17 protein-coding genes are annotated in these 19097 nt (G+C 49.7%); 9 read left to right on the top strand and 8 right to left on the bottom strand.

The annotated features are described in order from the left end of the window. Nucleotides 1-6 precede the first annotated feature (6 nt). The 9 genes from AC2D8L_RS06650 (at nucleotide 7) to AC2D8L_RS06610 (ending at nucleotide 10483) form a co-directional block, all read left to right on the top strand. Nucleotides 7-927 carry a LysR family transcriptional regulator gene (locus AC2D8L_RS06650; protein WP_484684653.1) on the top strand — a complete coding sequence of 307 codons (921 nt, stop codon included), beginning with the start codon at nucleotides 7-9 and terminating at the stop codon, nucleotides 925-927. Nucleotides 928-1050: 123 nt separating this feature from the next. Beyond that, a complete protein-coding gene (locus tag AC2D8L_RS06645) occupies nucleotides 1051-1593 on the top strand; it encodes a VOC family protein (protein ID WP_484684652.1) in 543 nt (180 codons plus the stop codon). Nucleotides 1594-1752: 159 nt separating this feature from the next. Continuing rightward, on the top strand, nucleotides 1753-2115 hold the full coding sequence (locus tag AC2D8L_RS06640) for a c-type cytochrome (RefSeq protein ID WP_484684651.1): 363 nt from the start codon (nucleotides 1753-1755) through the stop codon (nucleotides 2113-2115). Between the two features lie 247 nt (nucleotides 2116-2362). Beyond that, nucleotides 2363-3808, top strand: coding sequence for a cysteine--tRNA ligase (gene cysS / locus AC2D8L_RS06635; protein ID WP_484684650.1), 1446 nt, complete (start codon nucleotides 2363-2365; stop codon nucleotides 3806-3808). Continuing rightward, nucleotides 3805-4275 carry a GFA family protein gene (locus tag AC2D8L_RS06630; RefSeq protein ID WP_484684649.1) on the top strand — a complete coding sequence of 157 codons (471 nt, stop codon included), beginning with the start codon at nucleotides 3805-3807 and terminating at the stop codon, nucleotides 4273-4275. Before cysS ends, AC2D8L_RS06630 begins: the two co-directional genes overlap by 4 nt. Before the next feature lie 2 nt (nucleotides 4276-4277). After that, on the top strand, nucleotides 4278-5870 hold the full coding sequence (gene cimA, locus AC2D8L_RS06625; protein ID WP_484684648.1) for a citramalate synthase: 1593 nt from the start codon (nucleotides 4278-4280) through the stop codon (nucleotides 5868-5870). Nucleotides 5871-6003: 133 nt separating this feature from the next. Continuing rightward, nucleotides 6004-8196: a LysM peptidoglycan-binding domain-containing protein gene (locus AC2D8L_RS06620; protein ID WP_484684647.1), complete on the top strand. Its 2193-nt coding sequence runs from the start codon at nucleotides 6004-6006 to the stop codon at nucleotides 8194-8196. Nucleotides 8197-8236: 40 nt separating this feature from the next. Beyond that, nucleotides 8237-8560, top strand: a complete 324-nt coding sequence (locus AC2D8L_RS06615; RefSeq protein WP_484684646.1) for an ArsR/SmtB family transcription factor — start codon at nucleotides 8237-8239, stop codon at nucleotides 8558-8560. 3 nt (nucleotides 8561-8563) lie between these two features. After that, the gene (locus tag AC2D8L_RS06610; RefSeq protein WP_484684645.1) at nucleotides 8564-10483 is read left to right on the top strand and encodes an ABCB family ABC transporter ATP-binding protein/permease; all 1920 of its coding nucleotides are present in this window, start codon (nucleotides 8564-8566) and stop codon (nucleotides 10481-10483) included. A gap of 122 nt (nucleotides 10484-10605) precedes the next feature. Here AC2D8L_RS06610 and AC2D8L_RS06605 read toward each other — a convergent pair whose 3' ends face one another. The 8 genes from AC2D8L_RS06605 to AC2D8L_RS06570 all read right to left on the bottom strand — a co-directional run bounded on the left by AC2D8L_RS06605 (nucleotide 10606) and on the right by AC2D8L_RS06570 (nucleotide 18958). Beyond that, nucleotides 10606-10914, bottom strand: coding sequence for a GNAT family N-acetyltransferase (locus AC2D8L_RS06605; RefSeq protein ID WP_484685157.1), 309 nt, complete (start codon nucleotides 10912-10914; stop codon nucleotides 10606-10608). Next, the gene (locus AC2D8L_RS06600; RefSeq protein ID WP_484684644.1) at nucleotides 10878-11060 is read right to left on the bottom strand and encodes a hypothetical protein; all 183 of its coding nucleotides are present in this window, start codon (nucleotides 11058-11060) and stop codon (nucleotides 10878-10880) included. The genes AC2D8L_RS06605 and AC2D8L_RS06600 overlap by 37 nt, the downstream gene beginning before the upstream one ends. A gap of 182 nt (nucleotides 11061-11242) precedes the next feature. Then, nucleotides 11243-14647 (bottom strand): efflux RND transporter permease subunit, encoded by a 3405-nt coding sequence (locus AC2D8L_RS06595; protein WP_484684643.1) that lies wholly within the window; start codon nucleotides 14645-14647, stop codon nucleotides 11243-11245. Continuing rightward, nucleotides 14644-15837, bottom strand: coding sequence for an efflux RND transporter periplasmic adaptor subunit (locus tag AC2D8L_RS06590; RefSeq protein WP_484684642.1), 1194 nt, complete (start codon nucleotides 15835-15837; stop codon nucleotides 14644-14646). Before AC2D8L_RS06590 ends, AC2D8L_RS06595 begins: the two co-directional genes overlap by 4 nt. Nucleotides 15838-15848: 11 nt before the next feature. Then, nucleotides 15849-16397: a PadR family transcriptional regulator gene (locus AC2D8L_RS06585; protein WP_484684641.1), complete on the bottom strand. Its 549-nt coding sequence runs from the start codon at nucleotides 16395-16397 to the stop codon at nucleotides 15849-15851. Between the two features lie 146 nt (nucleotides 16398-16543). Continuing rightward, nucleotides 16544-17347 carry a 3'(2'),5'-bisphosphate nucleotidase CysQ gene (cysQ, locus tag AC2D8L_RS06580; RefSeq protein WP_484684640.1) on the bottom strand — a complete coding sequence of 268 codons (804 nt, stop codon included), beginning with the start codon at nucleotides 17345-17347 and terminating at the stop codon, nucleotides 16544-16546. Nucleotides 17348-17363: 16 nt separating this feature from the next. Next, entirely contained in the window at nucleotides 17364-18239 is an 876-nt protein-coding gene (nadC, locus tag AC2D8L_RS06575) for a carboxylating nicotinate-nucleotide diphosphorylase (RefSeq protein WP_484684639.1), read from the bottom strand. A 62-nt stretch (nucleotides 18240-18301) separates the two neighbouring features. After that, nucleotides 18302-18958 (bottom strand): glutathione S-transferase, encoded by a 657-nt coding sequence (locus tag AC2D8L_RS06570; RefSeq protein WP_484684638.1) that lies wholly within the window; start codon nucleotides 18956-18958, stop codon nucleotides 18302-18304. Nucleotides 18959-19097 lie beyond the last annotated feature (139 nt).

Raw genomic sequence — 19097 nt, 5'->3', positions numbered from 1 at the left:
AAATTGATGGCAGAAATAACCTTGAGGCAATGTAGATATTTTCGTGCTGTTGCGAAAACTGGTGGAATGGCAGCTGCGGCCCAAGATATTGGTATTTCCCAACCTGCGATCGCACAGGCTATCTCCAAGCTTGAAGATGTTACGGGGCTCGTTCTCTTTCAACGGCTACACGCCAGAGGAATGGAACTTACGTTGCAGGGAGCTCAGTTCCTTCAATATGCGGAGAACTTGTTGGCCTATGCTGACCAAATAGATGAAGCAATTGTGGAAATTGCTGAGCATAGAGCAGGCACAATCAAATTGGGGTGTTTTCACTCTCTTGCCCCGTTTTGTTTGGCGCAGATTGTGCGCGGATATCGCGAGTTGGCACCCGGCGTTGTTTTAGACGTAAGGGAAATGCTTCAGGCCGAGCTAGCAGACGCAGTGCAAAAGAAAGAAATTGATCTCGCCATTATGTATGACTTGGGATTAGAACCAGCTTTGTTTGGTTGGCGCAGCCTTTCCTTGGCGCAACCCTATTTGATTGTACCCGTCGGGCATGCCCTAGATGGGCGCAAAAGCGTATCGCTTAAGGAGTTAGAAACAGAAGATTTTGTCCTTTTTGATGCACCTCAGAGCCGGGAATACTACTTTTCGCTCTTCGCAAAATACGGTATTCGACCGCGGATTACTTCTCGTTCAGCATCCATCGAGTCCGTGCGTTGCAGTGTGGCGAACGGCCTTGGTGTTTCGATCTTATCAATGCGGCCTGCGTCAAATCAAACCTATGATGGCCAATCTGTTGTTCCGATCCAGCTACAAGAGGATATGCCGCCAACACCTATTGTGGTCGCTTTCAGGCGTGACCAGTCACCAAATGGCCTAACAGGTCCGCTGATCGACTATTGTGCAGCCACGTTCGAACGAATTTCAAAACCCACTCAATAGGTGCACTCGCTGCGAAAACCGTGACGAATACAAATCCTAGAAGTCGAAAAGCGTTGCAATTAGTTGCATGTGTAACTAACTTGTGATTATAGTTGCAGATGAAACTAATTTTGAGAGGCGACCATGAAAATTGAAAAAATCCATCACGTGGCCTATCGCTGCAAAGACGCAAAAGAAACTGTTGAGTGGTACACGAAGATGCTCAACATGGATTTTGTTTTGGCGATCGCCGAAGACCATGTGCCATCAACCCATGAGCCAGATCCATACATGCACCTCTTTCTAGATGCCGGAAACGGCAATGTATTGGCCTTCTTTGAGCTGCCGACCAAACCGGAAATGGGGCGAGACGAAAACACCCCGATCTGGGTGCAGCATATTGCCTTCAAGGTGAAAGATCGCGATGAACTCATTGAGTTTAAGGAGCACTTGGAGGCGAACGGCGTCGAGGTTTTAGGGGTGACTGATCACTCTATCTTCCATTCCATCTATTTCTTCGACCCCAACGGCCACCGAGTCGAATTGGCATGTCCTGATCCCAAGGAGGATGAACTGCTTAAGCGCTTGGATAGCGTGAAGTGGGACATGTTGGAAGAATGGTCCAGAACCAAAAAGGCACCCAAACACGCTGACTGGTTGCACGCCAAAGAACTGGAGGACGTGTGAGCAAACTTCGTTGAAACTAAATTGTTCCTCCGCCACTTCACGTTTATGTGAGCACTTGTGAAGCGGTGTCGGACACGAATTTGATGGCTTGTTGCCTTGTTTCTTGCATAATCGTCCAATAGATTTAGTTGGATCAGCAATAGGGATAGGGACAGCAACATGAAATTTAAGATTGTTTTAGCAGCAGTAGCAGGACTTTCACTGGCATTCGGTGGTAGCGCTATTGTGGCAGATGAAGACCCAATTGCACAGCGTCAGGCCGCGATGAAGGCAATGGGTGCCGCCCTTAAAGCTGGCGATGCAGCAGCAGTTGCACCATTGGCAGCGAAATTGAAAATGTTGTTTCCTGAAGGCTCAATGAGTGACACTTCTGAAGCAAGCCCAAAAATTTGGGAAGAATGGGACATGTTCGTCGGCATTCTTGACAAATTGGAAGCTGACGCAACAGCAGGTGCTGCTATTCCAGTGCTTGGCGGAAGCTGTAAATCTTGCCATGATCAATATCGTGTCAAAAAAGGCTAAGCAGCCTCGTAAATTATTCAAAGATAAGAAGCGTCGCATTTGCGGCGCTTTTTGTTTGTAATGGCTTGATTTATTTCAAACGCCAATGCACAGTGCAGCCATCATGAAGAACCAAAACGCAATCTGTATTATCGGCTGCATTATTATTCGCTAATTCACATTGGCGGCGTGGTTCTCTGTTTGACAAATTCTCGTAAAAACCTGACCTCGCTGCCTTACGGGCAAACACCATTTATGGTTGAGGCAAATGACACAAATTCAACTCTACAACACCCTGACGCGTTCTAAAGAAACCTTCGTTCCAATCGACGAAAAAAACGTGCGCATGTATGTGTGTGGCCCAACCGTTTATGACTATGCGCATATCGGCAACGCACGCCCCGTAATCGTATTTGACGTGCTTTATCGGCTGCTGCGCCATATCTATGGCACTGAGCATGTGGTTTATGTGCGCAATATCACTGACGTTGATGACAAGATTAACGCTCGCGCGGCCATCGACCATCCAGAAATGGAAATTAACGCAGCAATTCGGGAAGTCACCGAGCGCACAGGTCGTCAATATCGCAACGATATGCTGGCGTTGGGCAACATGGACCCAACCATCGAACCCCGGGCAACCGACAATATTGTAGAAATGATCACGATGATTTCAACACTCATCGAAAAAGGCCACGCCTACGATGCTGACGGCGAAGTTTTATTCGACGTCACATCCATGCCAGACTACGGCAAGCTTTCAAACCGAAATTTAGACGATATGCAAGCCGGCGCGCGCGTCGAAGTTGAGGCGCACAAAAAGCATCCCGGAGACTTTGTACTTTGGAAACATTCAGATGCGACACAGCCAGGCTGGGATAGCCCGTGGGGTCGGGGACGACCGGGTTGGCACATCGAGTGTTCAGCCATGTCTGAGCGATATATTGGCAAACATTTTGACATTCATGGCGGTGGTATCGACTTGGTGTTCCCACACCATGAAAATGAACTTGCCCAATCTCGTTGTACGCATGGCAATGAGCATATGGCTAATGTGTGGATACACAACGGGTTTCTGCAGATTGAAGGCGAGAAAATGTCCAAAAGCTTGGGCAATTTCTACACCATTGCTGATTTGCTGGAGACAGAAACGTTTGGTGGACGCAATTGGCCCGGCGACGTGTTGCGTCTTGCAATGTTGATGACCAACCATCGCGAGCCAATCGATTTTACGCAAAAACGCCTTGAGGATGCAGAGAAAAGCCTCAATCGCTGGAAGTCGGTAATGCTGAAGTTAGGCCTGTCCTTCACAGCAGAAAACCGGGAAGAATATGAAGCTCTGGGTCCCTGTTCTAAATTGCTGGCGCATCTAGCCAACGATATGAACATGTCCGGTGTTTTGGCGGAGCTTCATCGTCACTCTGGTGGCGACAAAGAACACAATGCCCGCAGATTGTTTGGGTCGCTTATGCTGCTGGGCATGGTGACATTTGACAGTATGCAGGCTTTTGAGAAAGGGCAGTCAGATGGTCCAGAACACGAAAATGCCGCGCAAATAGAAGCAAAAATTGCGGAACGCCTTGGGCACCTGAACGACAAAAACTGGGCCGACGCCGACGCCATCCGCAATGAACTTGTTGAAATGGGCATTAAACTCAATGATGGCAAAGATGATGCAGGTAACCGCATTACAACTTGGGAGCTCGCAACATGAGTGAAACAATTCATACCGGCGGCTGCCAATGTGGCGCCGTGCGCTTTGAGGCAAAAGGTGACGAGTTTTGGCCTTCAATTTGCCATTGCCGCATGTGTCAAAAGGCGTCGGGCAGCTATTTTGGCGCGTTTGCCACATTCCCGGACGACAAAGTGACATGGACCCGGGGCGAACTCAGCCATTTCGTCAGCTCAAACATCGCGAAGCGTGGATTTTGCAAAGAATGCGGCACGCCGCTTACTTATGAATGGCACGGCGATGGCATGTCGCTGTCGGTCGGAGCATTTGATGATCCGAACAAGGTTGCCCCGAACAAACAGCTGGCTCGTGAATCGCGGATCGAAAGTTTTGACACGTTGCATGAGCTCGGTACGCGCGAAGAGACTTTCGGAGTCGAGCAATCAGATGTTGAAGTGATCAATTTCCAACACCCGGACCACGACACAACCACTTGGCCAAAAGAGTAATCATGACCAAAGAACGCTTATATCTGTTTGACACGACGTTGCGAGACGGTGCGCAAACCGCTGGGATCGAGTTTTCGGTTGAAGACAAGATTACTATCGCCAATCTGTTGGACGATATGGGCGTGGACTATATTGAGGGCGGTTACCCCGGCGCCAATGTGGTCGATACCGAGTTCTTTTCTAAAAAACGTACCAAACATGCAAAGTTCACCGCGTTTGGCATGACAAAACGGACGGGCAGGTCTGTCGACAATGATCCCGGCTTGCAAGGATTGCTGCAATCCGAAGCCGAGGCAATTTGCTTTGTTGCAAAGGCATGGGATCGCCAGATTGAATTGGCGATGGGCATCAGCCTTGATGAAAACCTGCAATCTGTGGAAGCTTCTGTTCGAGCTGCCGTGTCGAGTGAGCGCGAAACAATCGTTGATTGCGAGCACTTCTTTGATGGCTACAAAGCAAACCCAGAATACGCGTTGGATTGCGCCAAGACCGCTTTCGACGCCGGTGCGCGCTGGGTGGTTCTGTGTGACACCAATGGCGGCACGATGCCCAGCGAAGTCCAAGAGATCGTCGCCAAAGTGACCAGTATGGTGCCGGGCTCGCACTTGGGCATCCATGCCCACAATGACACCGAACAGGCCGTCGCCAACACCTTGGCGGCAGTTCGTGCGGGTGTGAGACATGTTCAGGGCACGCTGAACGGCATTGGCGAACGTTGCGGCAATGCGAATTTGATCTCGCTTATGCCGACCTTGGCGCTCAAGGAACCATTTTTGTCGACAATTGAAACTGGCGTTTCACCAGACCAATTGCGAAATCTGACGGTACTATCTCGCAATTTCGACGAACTGCTCAACCGTGCTCCCGCACGCCAGTCACCCTATGTTGGTGCGTCTGCATTCGCGACCAAAGCAGGCATCCACGCGTCAGCCTTGCAAAAAGATCCTTCCTGTTACGAGCATATCGAACCCGAAATTGTAGGCAATCAGCGCAATGTGATGGTGTCTCAGCAGGCTGGCAAATCCAATCTGATTACTGTGCTTGCGCGCATCGGTATCAAAATCGAAAAAAACGACCCACGGCTCGATGGCCTGCTGCGGGCTGTTAAAGAGCGCGAAGCGCGGGGCTATTCTTACGATGGCGCAGATGCGTCATTCGCGCTGTTGGCGCACAAAACACTTGGCGATTTGCCGCAATATTTCAAAGTTGAGAGCTTTCGAACAACAGTTGAGCGTCGCTACAATGCACGCGGCGAGTTGACCACAATGTCTGAGGCTGTGGTGAAGATCGAAGTGGACGGCGAGACCTTGATGTCGGTTGCTGAAGGTAACGGCCCGGTAAACGCACTCGATATCGCGATGCGCAAAGACTTGGGCAAATATTCGGACCGAATTGACGACCTTGAACTGGTGGATTTTAAGGTGCGTATCCTAAACGGTGGCACGGGCGCGGTAACCCGTGTGCTTGTAGAATCGCGAGACGCGAGCGGCGAACGATGGTTTACCGTCGGTGTTTCTGCAAACATCATTGATGCTTCGTTCGAGGCGCTGTATGAGTCTGTTACGTACAAATTACTGAAGACCGAGCAGGGATGAGGGCAGTCCTGCACTTTAACGGTCTAACCAGCTAAATAATTGGGAGGCAACCCTGGCTGAGAGTGCATCAAATTCGAACCTGTTTGTCGCGTTAGGCTTTGCAGCAGCGACCGCAGCAGTTGTGACCGGCGTCGTGGCAGCGCCGGCAATTTCCACATGTGCCGGCAATAGCGAACAACCATTTTTACAATGTGTCGCTGGCCAAGTGTTCAATCGTGGGGGCGATGAAGCACAGGTTGCCGACGCGACTGAAACTGCGACCAGTGACGAAGCCGCTCAGACTTCCGAAGTCGAGACCGCTGCACCAGAATCAGCGCCGGCTGCCGAAACGTCAGGTGCCGAACAGCCGACAGAAGATGCTGTTGTAGCTGCGATAATCCCTGATTTTACAATCGCCCGAGCTGCTGCTGACGGGCTCGTGGTTATTGTTGGAACCGCCGATGTCGACGACACCGTTGTGGTGAAATCCAATGGTCAGATCTTGGGTAAAACCAAACCTGAGAGCACTGGCGAGTGGGTGTTCGTGCCCGAGAATGCATTGCCAACGGGCGGCGTTGAAATCACTGTCGAGGCGCTTGATGCAAAAGGCGATGTAAAAGTTGCAAAGAAATCTGAAATTGTTTTGATCCATGAGGGGCGCGACAAAGAGCCAATTGTCATCGCTTCTGTACCGGGCCAAGCCAGCGCCATTATTCAAGGTTTGAACGAGCAACCCACACAGGTGGCCGAAGTTGAATCAGCACCTGAAGTTGCTCCATCAAATGAAGAGCAAACTGAATCAAGTACCGAAAATGATTCACAAATTGGCAACGATGCTGCTCCAACTTCGACAACAGAATCTGAGGAAATAGTTACTGAAGTTGCTGAGGTTGAAGAGGTAACTGATGTTGCAGAAGAGGCTAGCGAAGTTGTTGAAGCTGCGCCTGAAGCGTTGACCGATACAGTTGATGCATCGGTAAACGACGCGGTCGAGGAAGTAACCGAGACCGCAGAGGCAGTGATTGAAGATACTGCCACCGTCGTCGAAACTGAAGCCGTAACTGAAGAAGCGACTGCACCTGTTGCCGAACCTATTGTTGAAGCAGAAAAGGTGATTGAAGTCGCAGAGGCGACACAGGAGAGTGTTGTTGAAGCGGTAGAAGAGGTGGCTGAAACCGTTACTGAAGCGCCAGCCGAGCAGGTGAGCGACGAAGTTTCTGAAGTCGCGCAGGATGAAGTCGAAGAGGCCGTTGAAGTCGTTGAAGCCGTAGAAGAAGCGATCCCGGCGGTTGACGAACAACCGGCTGTTGAAACAGCAGAAACTCCAGCGGTTGTTGAGCAACCAGCTGAAACAACAGAAGTGGCGGTGGCCGCACCTGAACAGACCGCTATTGAACCCATTGAGAACTTTGTTCAACCAACGATCGATGCAATTGAGATCGATGGTGCGTTGAACTTTATCGCGGGCGCTGGCCCCAACGGCGCGACCATGCGCGTTTATGTCGATAACCAATATGTTGCCGATGCAGTTGTTGCCGACGGACGTTGGTTGGTTGAGACAGAAAGTGTTCTGACGAAAGAAAGCCAACGCATTCGCGCTGATATGCTTGAGGCAGATGCGTCGACTGTTACCGCACGCACAGAAGTTAATTTCGTTATTGAAAACTTCGCACTGGATGTTGCTCAGGCGGAAGCTGCTGAAGCGACAGAAACGACAGAAACGCCTGCGGCAGAAGCTCCGGTCGCGGAAGTTCTCGAAACTCCAATCGTCGAAGAAGCTGCTGAGCCTGTAGTCGCAGAAACGGAACAAGAACCGAACACAGCAACGGAAGAAGTTGCTGCTGCGGAAGTGGTTGAAGAAGTGGCAGAAACTGTTGCTGAGGCTGTTGTTGAACCTGTGACCGACGAGACAATGGTCGAGACGACAACTGAAGCAACTGAAGCTGTCATCGCTGAAGTAGAGACTTCAACCGCAGAGCAACCGGCACCTGTTACAGAAAATGAAGTACCAGCAGAGCCTGTTGTTGCAGAAGAAGTAGTTGAAGTTGCTGAAGCACCAGCAAATGCAGAAACATCAGCAAATACTGAAGCGGTAGTGACTGCTGAACCCGCGGCAAATGATGAAGTTGATACCATTACTGCGGTGTCAGTAGGTGAGGGCGACGAACAGCGTTTTGTTTCCGGTCAGGCTATCATTCGCAAGGGCGACAATCTTTGGACCATCGCGCGCCGCGTTTATGGCAGTGGCTTGAAATACACAACGATTTACGAGGCGAACAGCAATGAAATTTCGCGTCCTGAGTTGATTTTCCCAGGTCAAGTGTTCGATCTGCCCAAAGAAGAATAGACTTGTAATTGGGTGAAATCTTCTTTATCGTAATTTTACGATGAACAAAATTTCACCCGAAGACCAACAGCTTGCCAAAGCCATGCGCGCTCTTTCACATCCGGCGCGATTGGCAATTTTGCGTTATCTTTCTGACATTCGTACCCCGTGTTGCGGAGACGTGATGTCGTGTGTCGAGTTGGCCCAGTCAACCGTGTCCCAACATCTAAAAGTCTTGCTGGAAGCAGGCCTAATAGAACGTCGCGGGCAAGGCACAAAAAACTGTTACAGCATCAGCGCCGAACGAGTGGGCGCGGTGCAAACCCAATTTGACAAAATGGTGACCCCGCTCACCCAATCGTCAATCCCTCAAAAATCGGAGTAATGCATGGCTATAGCACCAAAAGGTGGCCCTGCTGAAAAAAGCAAAACGGTGAGCGCTGACGAAGGCTCTACCCTAACAACGCTGAAGAACCTTTGGCCATATATGTGGCCGTCCGATCGGCCCGATCTCAAATTTAGAGTCATTCTGGCGGCCGTTGCGCTGCTGGCCGCAATGGGTGCCTCTACGCTCGCGCCGATATTCTATAGCCAAGTGATTGACGCACTTGGTTTACCGCTCGGCGCAGATCAAGCAAAAATGTTGGGCATCTCACTGCCGATCATTTTTGCGATTGCATATGGCCTCGGTCACATTGTCGAAAGCGGATTCATGCAATTGCGTGATGTTTTGTTCGCCTCTGTTGGCCAGCATGCCGTTCGCCAACTAGCACATAGAACGTTCATTCACTTGCATCATTTGTCGTTGCGTTACCATTTGCAACGCCGCACTGGTGGCCTTTCACGGGTCATCGAGCGGGGCACGAAAGGTATTGAAACCATCGTGCGGTTTACAATGCTCAATACCGCGCCAACAGTGGTGCAATTTGTTATTATTTCGACCATTTTCGTATGGCGTTTTGGCTTGCCTTATCTTGGGGTTTTGGTGCTGACGGTGGTGGGCTACATCTATTTCACCGTGAAAGCGTCAAACTGGCGGATTGGCATCCGCCGCGAGATGAACGAAAGCGACACCGACGCAAATTCAAAAGCCATCGACAGTTTGTTGAACTTTGAAACGGTCAAATATTTCGGCAACGAAGAAATGGAAGCCCGTCGTTTTGATAAATCAATGGCGACATATGAAGGCGCGGCAATCCGCATGTGGACCTCGCTCGGGTTCCTAAACTTCGGTCAAGCCGTCATTTTCTGGGTCGGTATGATTGTCATCTCAATCATGTCCGTAAATAGCGTCCTCTCGGGTGCGATCACCGTCGGTGATTTCGTACTGATCAACATGTACATGATGCAGATTTATCGCCCGCTCAATTTCATCGGTTTCGTCTATCGCGAAATCCGCCAAGGGCTGACCGACATCGAAAACATGTTCGAATTGCTCGATAAAGACGCCGAAATTCTGGATAAGCCAGACGCCAAGCCGTTGGACATCAAGGGCCCGAACGTCAAATTCAACGATGTTCAGTTCCACTACGATCCTGACCGGGAAATTCTAAAAGGTGTCAGCTTTGAAGTGCCTGCAGGTAAAACCATCGCCGTTGTTGGCCCGTCTGGTGCAGGTAAGTCGACCATTTCGCGGCTTATCTATCGGTTTTATGATGCGATTGAGGGCAGTGTTGAAATTGACGGACAAGACGTACGTGACGTGACCCAAAAGTCATTGCGTGCATCTGTCGGTATGGTCCCACAGGACACCGTGCTATTTAACGACACAATTGCCTACAACATTCGTTACGGCCGTCCGGACGCAACCGACGAAGAAGTGATGGAAGCCGCGCGACTTGCGCAAATTGCAGACTTCATTGAACGGTTGCCACAGGGCTTTGATACGCCCGTGGGCGAGCGTGGCTTGAAGTTGTCTGGTGGTGAAAAGCAAAGGGTCGCCATCGCGCGGACAATTCTAAAAAGCCCGGCAATCCTGATCTTGGATGAAGCAACGTCGGCACTCGATACGCAGACCGAACGCGAAATTCAATCTGCTTTGGATCATGTTTCGCAAAACCGCACGACAGTGGTTATTGCCCACCGTCTCTCAACGGTTATCAATGCGGACGAAATCATCGTGCTTAAGGCAGGTGAAATTGCGGAGCGCGGCAACCACGAACAATTGCTCGAGCAGGACGGCCTGTATGCTCAAATGTGGAACCGCCAACGTGAAGTACATGAAGCAGGCGAAAAACTTCGTCTAGCACATGAAACAGACACAGAAGGGTTCCTAGCGAAAAACCCTGAACAGGTACCCACGAAATAGTGTGGCATTGAACAATTTCCGGCGCGGTTTCTACTGCGTCGGATTCTCCGGCTTCAGTGGTTGAAGACATTTATTTTATCAATTTGAACAAGCGTCAGCCTGCCTTTTTTAAGACCGGTCGACTAACTTAATCGCTTTTCCATCTCAATCGTGCGCTCCTTGCCGTGAAAAACATCATTTAGTTCGATATACCCCTGTCCTGTATAGAAGGGGACCGCGGTCAGGGATGCTGGAACACGCAGTTTGGTGGCGTTCCGCTCTTTGGCTAAATTCTCGACAGCATCCATCGGGTCTCGGCCAATACCTTGTCCTTGCCTGCTTGGTGACACAAAAACCGTTCGAACCAGATCATTCTTTAAACTTGCTGTGCCAACGACAAAATTGCCATCAACTGCTACAAAAACCTCGCGACTTTCGAGTAGGGATTGAATTGTATCAGCCGAAAGTTCTTCGTAACGCGCTCAACAACGGCAGGCGGGTAATCGTCCGCATTGCTGCTACGAATTGTGTGTTGCATCAATTCACTAATTTGTTCAGAATCTGCGCGCATGGCTGCTCGGATGGCGTGTGTACTCATTAGAATTCTCTATGTGTAAGTTAACGCCGCTATAGGCAGGATTCATCATTCGATCATTTAGCGTGGTCGACCGACGTGCCCCAATAAGGCAGGCGCCAACGACATGGCCCGAATGACAAAAAAAGGGGCGCGGCATATGAATATGCCGCGCCCAAAATTGAATGTCCAGTTAGCGAGAATGTTTACTCAGCTGCTGCGGGAGTTGCCCGAGAGACGATGGTTACACCATCGCGTTCTTCTGTGGTCAACTCGCCGGTGATATATTCTTTCGAACTATCCGCATCACTTGGAATTTCAGCTGACACCGGCTGGTCTTCAACCTGTTGCGCTGCAATTCCAGGAACGGTTTCCTCTTCACCTTGCTCAACCGCTGGCGCATCTGCTTTTGCCTCAGCCTTCGCCATCCGGCGCGCTTTGATGGCGCGGAACGGATATGTGAGAAGCTGCCACAACCAGATCAGCTGTGCTTTCCAGACAGTTGGAGCCGCCAACATTACCGGCACCATGATCAGCGTCAGAAGTGTCGAGAATGAAAGGCCTGCAATAACTGCGGTGGCCAACTGGATCCACCAAGCGCCGGAAGGATCACCAACCACGATCTCGCGAGCGAAGAAGTCCAGATTGATGCCCAACGCCATTGGGATAAGACCAAAGATCGTCGTGATCGTTGTCAACAATACAGGCCGTAAGCGTTGCGATGCAGTCATCAAAGACGCCGTGATTGCATCGATCCCTTCGCTTCTGAACCGGTTGTACGTGTCGATCAACACAATCGAGTTGTTCACCACAATCCCGGCAAGCGATACAACACCCACACCAGTCATAATTGCAGAGAACGGTTGCCCGGTCACCAACATGCCCAACAATACGCCCGCAACCGACATAACAACGGTCGATAGCGTAATCGCCACTTGATAAAAGCTGTTGAATTGCGTCAGCAAGATAAGGAACATCAAGACCATTGCAAGAATACCTGCTTGCGCCATGAATGCATTGGTCTCGTTGGCTTGTTCATCCGCTCCTGCAAATTCAAACTCAATGCCCTGTGGCCAAGTTTGAGCGTCAATCCAAGTTTTTAACTCTTCAACTTTTTCCGCGGCCATAACAGTTTCGCCATCAACAAGTTCCGGAGAAACGTTTGCCCGAACACTCATTGAATACTGACCATTTCGACGTGAAATCTGGGCAACCTTTGGCACAGCTTCACGGGTGATAAAGTTAGAGACCGGAACGAGACCTGCATTGGTAATAATCCGCAGTGAATCAAGGGCTTCAAAACTACGCTGATCCTTCGACAAACGAACTTTGATATCAAGTTCATCAATCGCGTCATCTGGACGATATGTGCCGATCGCGACGCCAGTTGTAACCAACTGTACATATGGGCTCAGATCCCGAACGCCGATCCCGTAAAGGGCCGCCTTTTCACGGTTTACATTAATTTTCCAATCAATACCGGGAAGAGGGCGTCCATCTTCAACCTCGATCATATGACCCAAGTCATTCTCAACATAGTTGCGAACTGTGGCAACGGCTGGCGCTAGATCATCATACGACTGTGCGATCACGCGCATGCTGACATCTTTACCAGTCGGCGGGCCTTCTTCTTGCTCTAGAAGTTCAACACCAACACCAGAGATATCTTTGATGTTTTCACGAATGTCCGCAAAAATCTGCGTTGCATATCGGCGGTCTGAAAACGGCTCAAACTCAAGTTGAAGGTTGCCCAAAGTATCGGGTGGAGGTGATGAAACCGCACCGTCACTGCCAAAGTTCAACACAACATCTTTAATGCCGCTAACCTTCAGAACTTCATTTTCAACTTCAATCAGCAAGTCACGAATTTCGACCGGCGAATAGTTACCGCGACCCGTGACCGCAACCGTTGCATATTCCGGCTCAATCGACGGGAACGCTTCCATGCCCGTGCTGTTTGCGCCGTAATACATAAAGATACCGACGATCGACCCGATGCCAACAATCAAAACCATGATTGGGCGCCGGATGATTGAATTTAGGAACTTCATATATAGGCCAGTAAGGCCTGGAATGGCTTTCGGATCGAAATTGTCACTACCAGTAAGCGCTTGTGCTGCAGCTTGTTCTTTTGCGCTCACGCGTTTACGAGCTAGCAATCCACCAATCACCGGCAGGAACACCATCGCTGTGATCAATGACGCGATAAGCGTGATGATCACCATGATAGGCAAATAGCTCATGAACTTGCCGACAATACCCGGCCACATAAGCATGGGCAAGAATGCCGCAAGAGTTGTGCCAGTTGACGATACGACTGGCCAGAACATCAGCTTCGCTGCCCGAATGAAGGCTTCGCGTCTTTCCATGCCTTCCGATATTTTTCGGTCAGCATATTCAACAATAACAATGGCCCCGTCCACCAGCATCCCAACGGTCAACACCAAACCAAACATGATCATCATGTTCACGGTCATGCCGATCATCTGCAGGAACAAGAACGCCATCATAAATGAGGTTGGGATCGCCAAACCAATCATTAGGGCAGGGCGTATGCCGAGCATAGCAATGGAAACAATCATTACCAACGCAACTGCGGTTAAAACAGCAGATTGAAGCGAGCCCAGCATATCCTGAGCGGGCTTTGCTTGGTCAATCATAACGCTGGTTTTGATGGCTGCATTTCGGTCAGGCGCTGTCTCTTCCACAAGAGCACGAACGCTGTCGGACAATTCGATAACGTTTGAACCCAATTGCTTGAATACACCAAGAATAACAGCAGGTTCGCCATTAACTCGTGTAAAGGCATTTGCATCCTTAAAGGTACGCTGGATTGTTGCAACGTCACCAAACGTCACGATGGTGTTGCCGTCCGTTTTCAGCGGAAGATTGAAAACGTCTGCGCCAGTTTCGATAAGGCCAGGCACTTCAATAGCAAATTTACCTTGTCCAGTGTCCAAGGTTCCAGCAGGTACAACCAGGTTGTTTTTCGCTAGGGCATCGAACAATTGGGTAGTGGTCAAATTGTAAGATTCTAGTTTGATGATATCCACAACTACGTCGAGTACTTCTTCACGGTTACCAGACATGTTCACTGAACTAACAGACTGGATGCCTTCAAGCTGTTCTTTTAGCTTACGCGCAGTCTGAGAGAGGGCACGTTCTGGAACACCACCGTAAACAGCCACTGTGACGGTCGCGAAATCTGAGATCGCAACTTCATTCACGGTCGGCTCGTCGGCATCCGCTGGTAATTGCGACTTTACGCGATCTACCTTTTCACGCACATCAGACAGGGCCTGATCTTTGTCAAAATTGATGTCAAATTCCAAAAACACGGATGCGTGCCCGGTAACAGACGTCGCACTGATCGTTTTTAGCCCATCAAGGGTGCGCAATTCATTCTCAATCGGTCGCGCCAAAAGGCGTTCAGCATCGGCGGGAGACACACCTGTTTGCGAAATCGAAACATAAAGATATGGAATGTCGATCGCGGGTTGCCCTTCTTTGGGCAAGTTTATGTAGGCGGATATACCTGCAGCAAGCAACCCGATCATTATTACGACGACCGTTTTGGGACGTCTCAGTAAGCTCTCTAGTGCACCAATCATGATGTTTTCTCGTCGCTAATATTGTCAGCAACGACCTTTTGTCCAGCAATTACATATTCCTGCCCAAGCGTGATAATATCCACATTGTCGGGCAGACCGGTCACCCAAATACCTTCTGTTGTGTCACGTACAATTTGAACAGAGTGGAATGACACTTTTTCGTCACTCACAGCCCGCACACCGATTGTACCTTCATTGTCCAACGTAAGTACTGATTGAGGCACAAAATGCGCCTTCACAGTGCCAAGAGATGCAACTGCTTCAGCAGTAAGCCCGGCACGAATAGAATAGTCTTCATTTGCAATTTCAACTTCAACTGGGAAAGCACGTGTCGCAGCGTTTGCGCTTGGTGAAACGTAGCTCAATTTACCCACAACTTCCTGACCCGTAATGGTTTTTACGGTTACAGGAAGGCCAAGAACAGCTGCATTGACGCGAGATTCTGGGATATCGCCTGCAAACAGAACTGGGTTGAGTTGAATGAGGGTCACACATGCGGCACCGGCGCTCAGCATATCACCGGGCTCGGCAACTGGGTCTTGAACGATCCCAGATACTTGCGAGCGAATAACGGTGCGCTCAAGTTCTGCTTTAGCGCTATCAATCGCTGCACGCGCTGCTTGCAAGCTCGCTTCAAATTGGCTTGCGGTGTTTGTCGCCGCCAAGCCCTTTTCGCGGAGCGACTTGTTGGTCGCAAAATCAAGTTCCGCTTTCGTCAACGATGCCTGAGCTTGCGCAAGTTGTGCTGCCCGAGTGCCTTGATCGATCTCGCAGAGTAGATCGCCAGCTTTGACGTGATCACCCTTATTAACGTGACGTGTTTTCAAAATACCAGTTGTCTCGGCACGAATGGAGACTTGGGCACTTGCCTTGGTGTTGCCGCGCAATGTGACGGTAAGTGGCAAGTCTTGTGCAACAAAAGTCTTCGTCCGAACGGATTGAAGAACCTCAGCAGGCTCAACAACAGCGGCCTCAACAACCTCTGCTTCTGGGTCCTCGGGTTGGATAAGCCCAAATTCTTCCATGAGTGATTTGATCCGGTTCTCTTCAGGTAGATCAATGGCGTCCAATACGGCCTGTTCGCCGTTGCCCGCACCTTGGCCGCCTTGAATAAGACTACCCGAGGCCATCCAGGCCCCAATTCCTACGATCAAAAGAAACGCCACGCCATACGACATCAAAAAGCGCATTATATTATTCCCTATTCGGCAGCCTTGGCGGCAACATCAATTGGTTGTGCCATGGCGATAATTTCATCTTTATGTTCAACTAAGTAGGCTTTGGCTTGTCGTACGCAGGTTAAGCCATACTCCAACACCCATCGATCTGCCTTTGCATCCAGATCGGCCCCCATCTCTTCGATTGACGCGATTTCTTCGTCGATCTTTGAGATACGTTCAAAAATTCGTTTTTCAACCAGGTCACGCGGTAATTCTTCTGCAAATCGCAAAAATAGGAAGAATTCGGACCTAAATACATCAGCGTTTAGGTCCTCAAACAGCGAATTGAGAAAGCTTTCGCGACCTATTGGCGTAATTGCATAAACACGCTTAGCAGGCTTGCCTTCCTGCTGTTGGACATGGCTAGTGACCAGCCCTTCTTCTTCAAGTTTTGAGAGCGCGGGATAAATAGACCCGAAGCTGGCTTCAAGAAAAAAGGAGAAATCGCCTTCAGTGGAACGCTTCCGGATGTCATATCCGGTCGTTTCACCTTGCGTTAATATGGCTAAACAGACAGTTCTTACATTCATGCATCATGCTCGTTTGATATATATCGGATATATATAGGGGGCAGAATGTTAAGAACAAGAGTCTTTGGTACAAAATGTTGCACTCGTCGACATAAAATCACCCATTGAGTTAATGGGTAGTGAGCAGACTAACTTTGGAAGATTAATTATCCGACAAGTTTGGTCATGATTTGAACTGCTTTTTTTGCAACGTCGCCATTTGCAGCGGCGACAAAAAACGGGTTGTAGAACTTGTCTTCTGTTTTCCCGTAATCGAGTGTGATGCCGTCCAACTTTACGACGGTCCCACCCGCGCGTTCCAGAATTGCTTGCCCTGCAGCGATATCCCACTCGCATGTTGGGGTAAATCGAGGGTAGAGCAACGCGTCACCGCGCGCCACAAGGCACAATTTCAGCGAAGATCCAACGCTGATATCTTCTTCAATTTCAAACTGTTCGCAAAGCGAGCCCAATGCCTTGTGGCCGTGTGAGCGGCTGGCAACGATTTTTCGTGGCCCATCTGCCTTGGTGGATAGCTTTTCAAACTTTTGATTGTCTTCAGCATCAAGTGAAACCGAGAAAGCGCCGTTTTCGTCGGCAATGAACTCCAACCCGAGCGCCGGAGCAGTGACCACACCTGCAATTGGTTTGCCATTCTCAACAAGCGCGATGTTTACAGTGAACTCGCCATTTCGCTTGATGAATTCCTTTGTGCCGTCAAGGGGATCAACAACAAAAAATCGATCACCAAGTTCTGGAATTCTGCCTGCCGCCACACTCTCTTCACCCAAAATAGGCAAGTCGGTGGAAGCCAAATGCTTGAGAATGATGTCCTCAGCGTTCTGATCGGCCACCGTAACCGGTGATCCATCATTCTTGTTCTCGATTTCAACGCCATCAACATAGTGACGCATAATCTCTGCGCCCGCCAACCGAGCGGCTGACAACATTTGATGCGTTAGTTCATTCATCACGATGGTCGTCCGATCAGCTGTTTTCGACTTCTATGTCGAGGCCAATATCCAATGGAATTGCAGCCATCGTAATCTTACTTGTTGAAATGAATTCGACGCCAGATTCGGCAATTTTGCGCACTGATTTTAAATCAACGCCGCCCGACGCTTCCAACCGTGCCCGGCCTTTGTTTAGGCGTACAGCTTCCCTGAGCACTTTTGGTGGCATATTGTCCAAAAGCACAGCGGTTGCGCCAGCGTCTAGGGCCTCTGCGAACTGTTCAAGGTCATCAACTTCGACCTCTATCGACATCAGATGACCGGCAAATGCGCGCGCGGCGTGAACCGCAGCAGTAACGCTACCCGCCACAGCAATGTGATTATCCTTGATCAAAATCGCATCATCCAACCCAAATCGATGATTGGAACCGCCGCCGCATTTTACAGCGTATTTCTCAAATGCCCGCAATCCAGGCGTTGTTTTGCGGGTGCAACAAACTTTGGCGCCTGTGCCTTTGACTTCATCCATAAACACGCGGGTGTAGCTGGCAATGCCGCTCATGTGGCACATATAATTTAGCGCAACTCGCTCGCCGGACATGATATGGCGGGCGCTGCCAGAAATACGGGCAATATTGTCGCCAGGTGACACTACATCTCCGTCTTGTACCATTGCCTCAAACTCTAAATCTGGATCAATTTGCCTAAAGGCGTCGCGTGCTAAATCAATGCCAGCAATAACGCCCGATTCGCGGGCATTCATTACAGCTACAGCAACGGCCTCTTTGGACAAAGTGGCTTGCGTGGTGACATCGCCTGCCATGCCAAGATCTTCAAGCAGTGCTGCGCGAACTGCTTGCTCAACGAGCGGCGCAGAAAGTTCTGCCGGGTGAGCTGGAGAGTTGATCAATTGAGAACCTCAAAATTATGTTGGTTCTGATTTAGAAGGAATTCCAATTTCCTGCAACCCATTCAACCGGCGTGAGTTGGGAAAAGCGTGATTTCGTTGCCCGGAGCCCATAAGGGGAATTTGGGCATAATTGCGGAAAACCGCTCAGAATCCAAAAAATCGTTCAACCAACGGATGGTGTTCTTAAAGTCCTGTGCTGCGAACCATTCTTTATCAACAAAGGCGAACTGACGAACAAATGGCAGAATGCAAATGTCGGCAATCGAAATGCGGCTTCCAAACAGGAACGTGTCCGCCAATTTTTGATCAATAATGATCAAGAATTGTACAGCGTCATCTCGCGCAGCCCGCGCCAATTCCGGCTCAGAATGGAACCTATATTTATAGCGATCCAGTAGCGGCTTGAACTCGCGGTCGATTACTGCAATCAGATCGAGCATGTCCTGTTTTGTTTGATGCTCGAGTGAAAGTAATTGCTCTGGGTCATGACCGGATAGTGCCCATAAAGCGATATCAAGACTTTCATCAACAACAGTGCCATCTGGCAATTGTAACACTGGAACTGTAGCTTTAGGCGAAATTTCGACCATGTGCATTGGCTTGTCGCGCAGGATGATCTCGCGCAGTTCACACGTCACTTGCGATGACATTATTGCGAGCCGGGCGCGCATCGCATATGGACAGCGCCTAAAACTATATAGGATTGGAAGGTCTGTCATTCTTGTTGTTTATCAATCTTTTAGCGGAATTTCCAGATTCAATTTAAAAGAGTTGTAGGCGCTGAATCAGAAGCTTCAGCGCGGTCAAATTTTGTTTCTTTTTCAGCAATCTAATTTGCATTTAGATGCTGGATGTCGT

Source organism: Maritalea sp. YIW29, assembly GCF_057219265.1.
Note: the sequence above shows the minus strand (reverse complement) of the source record. Positions and strands in the feature narration are given on the sequence as shown.

Coding starts and splice junctions, on each gene's coding strand:
- AC2D8L_RS06590 (WP_484684642.1), bottom strand. CDS start 15,837: ATGCGCTTTTTGATGTCGTATGGCGTGGCGTTTCTTTTGATCGTAGGA.
- AC2D8L_RS06630 (WP_484684649.1), top strand. CDS start 3,805: ATGAGTGAAACAATTCATACCGGCGGCTGCCAATGTGGCGCCGTGCGC.
- AC2D8L_RS06595 (WP_484684643.1), bottom strand. CDS start 14,647: ATGATTGGTGCACTAGAGAGCTTACTGAGACGTCCCAAAACGGTCGTC.
- AC2D8L_RS06650 (WP_484684653.1), top strand. CDS start 7: ATGGCAGAAATAACCTTGAGGCAATGTAGATATTTTCGTGCTGTTGCG.
- AC2D8L_RS06610 (WP_484684645.1), top strand. CDS start 8,564: ATGGCTATAGCACCAAAAGGTGGCCCTGCTGAAAAAAGCAAAACGGTG.
- AC2D8L_RS06615 (WP_484684646.1), top strand. CDS start 8,237: ATGAACAAAATTTCACCCGAAGACCAACAGCTTGCCAAAGCCATGCGC.
- AC2D8L_RS06645 (WP_484684652.1), top strand. CDS start 1,051: ATGAAAATTGAAAAAATCCATCACGTGGCCTATCGCTGCAAAGACGCA.
- AC2D8L_RS06640 (WP_484684651.1), top strand. CDS start 1,753: ATGAAATTTAAGATTGTTTTAGCAGCAGTAGCAGGACTTTCACTGGCA.
- cysS (WP_484684650.1), top strand. CDS start 2,363: ATGACACAAATTCAACTCTACAACACCCTGACGCGTTCTAAAGAAACC.
- cysQ (WP_484684640.1), bottom strand. CDS start 17,347: ATGAATGAACTAACGCATCAAATGTTGTCAGCCGCTCGGTTGGCGGGC.
- AC2D8L_RS06600 (WP_484684644.1), bottom strand. CDS start 11,060: ATGAGTACACACGCCATCCGAGCAGCCATGCGCGCAGATTCTGAACAA.
- cimA (WP_484684648.1), top strand. CDS start 4,278: ATGACCAAAGAACGCTTATATCTGTTTGACACGACGTTGCGAGACGGT.
- AC2D8L_RS06585 (WP_484684641.1), bottom strand. CDS start 16,397: ATGAATGTAAGAACTGTCTGTTTAGCCATATTAACGCAAGGTGAAACG.
- AC2D8L_RS06570 (WP_484684638.1), bottom strand. CDS start 18,958: ATGACAGACCTTCCAATCCTATATAGTTTTAGGCGCTGTCCATATGCG.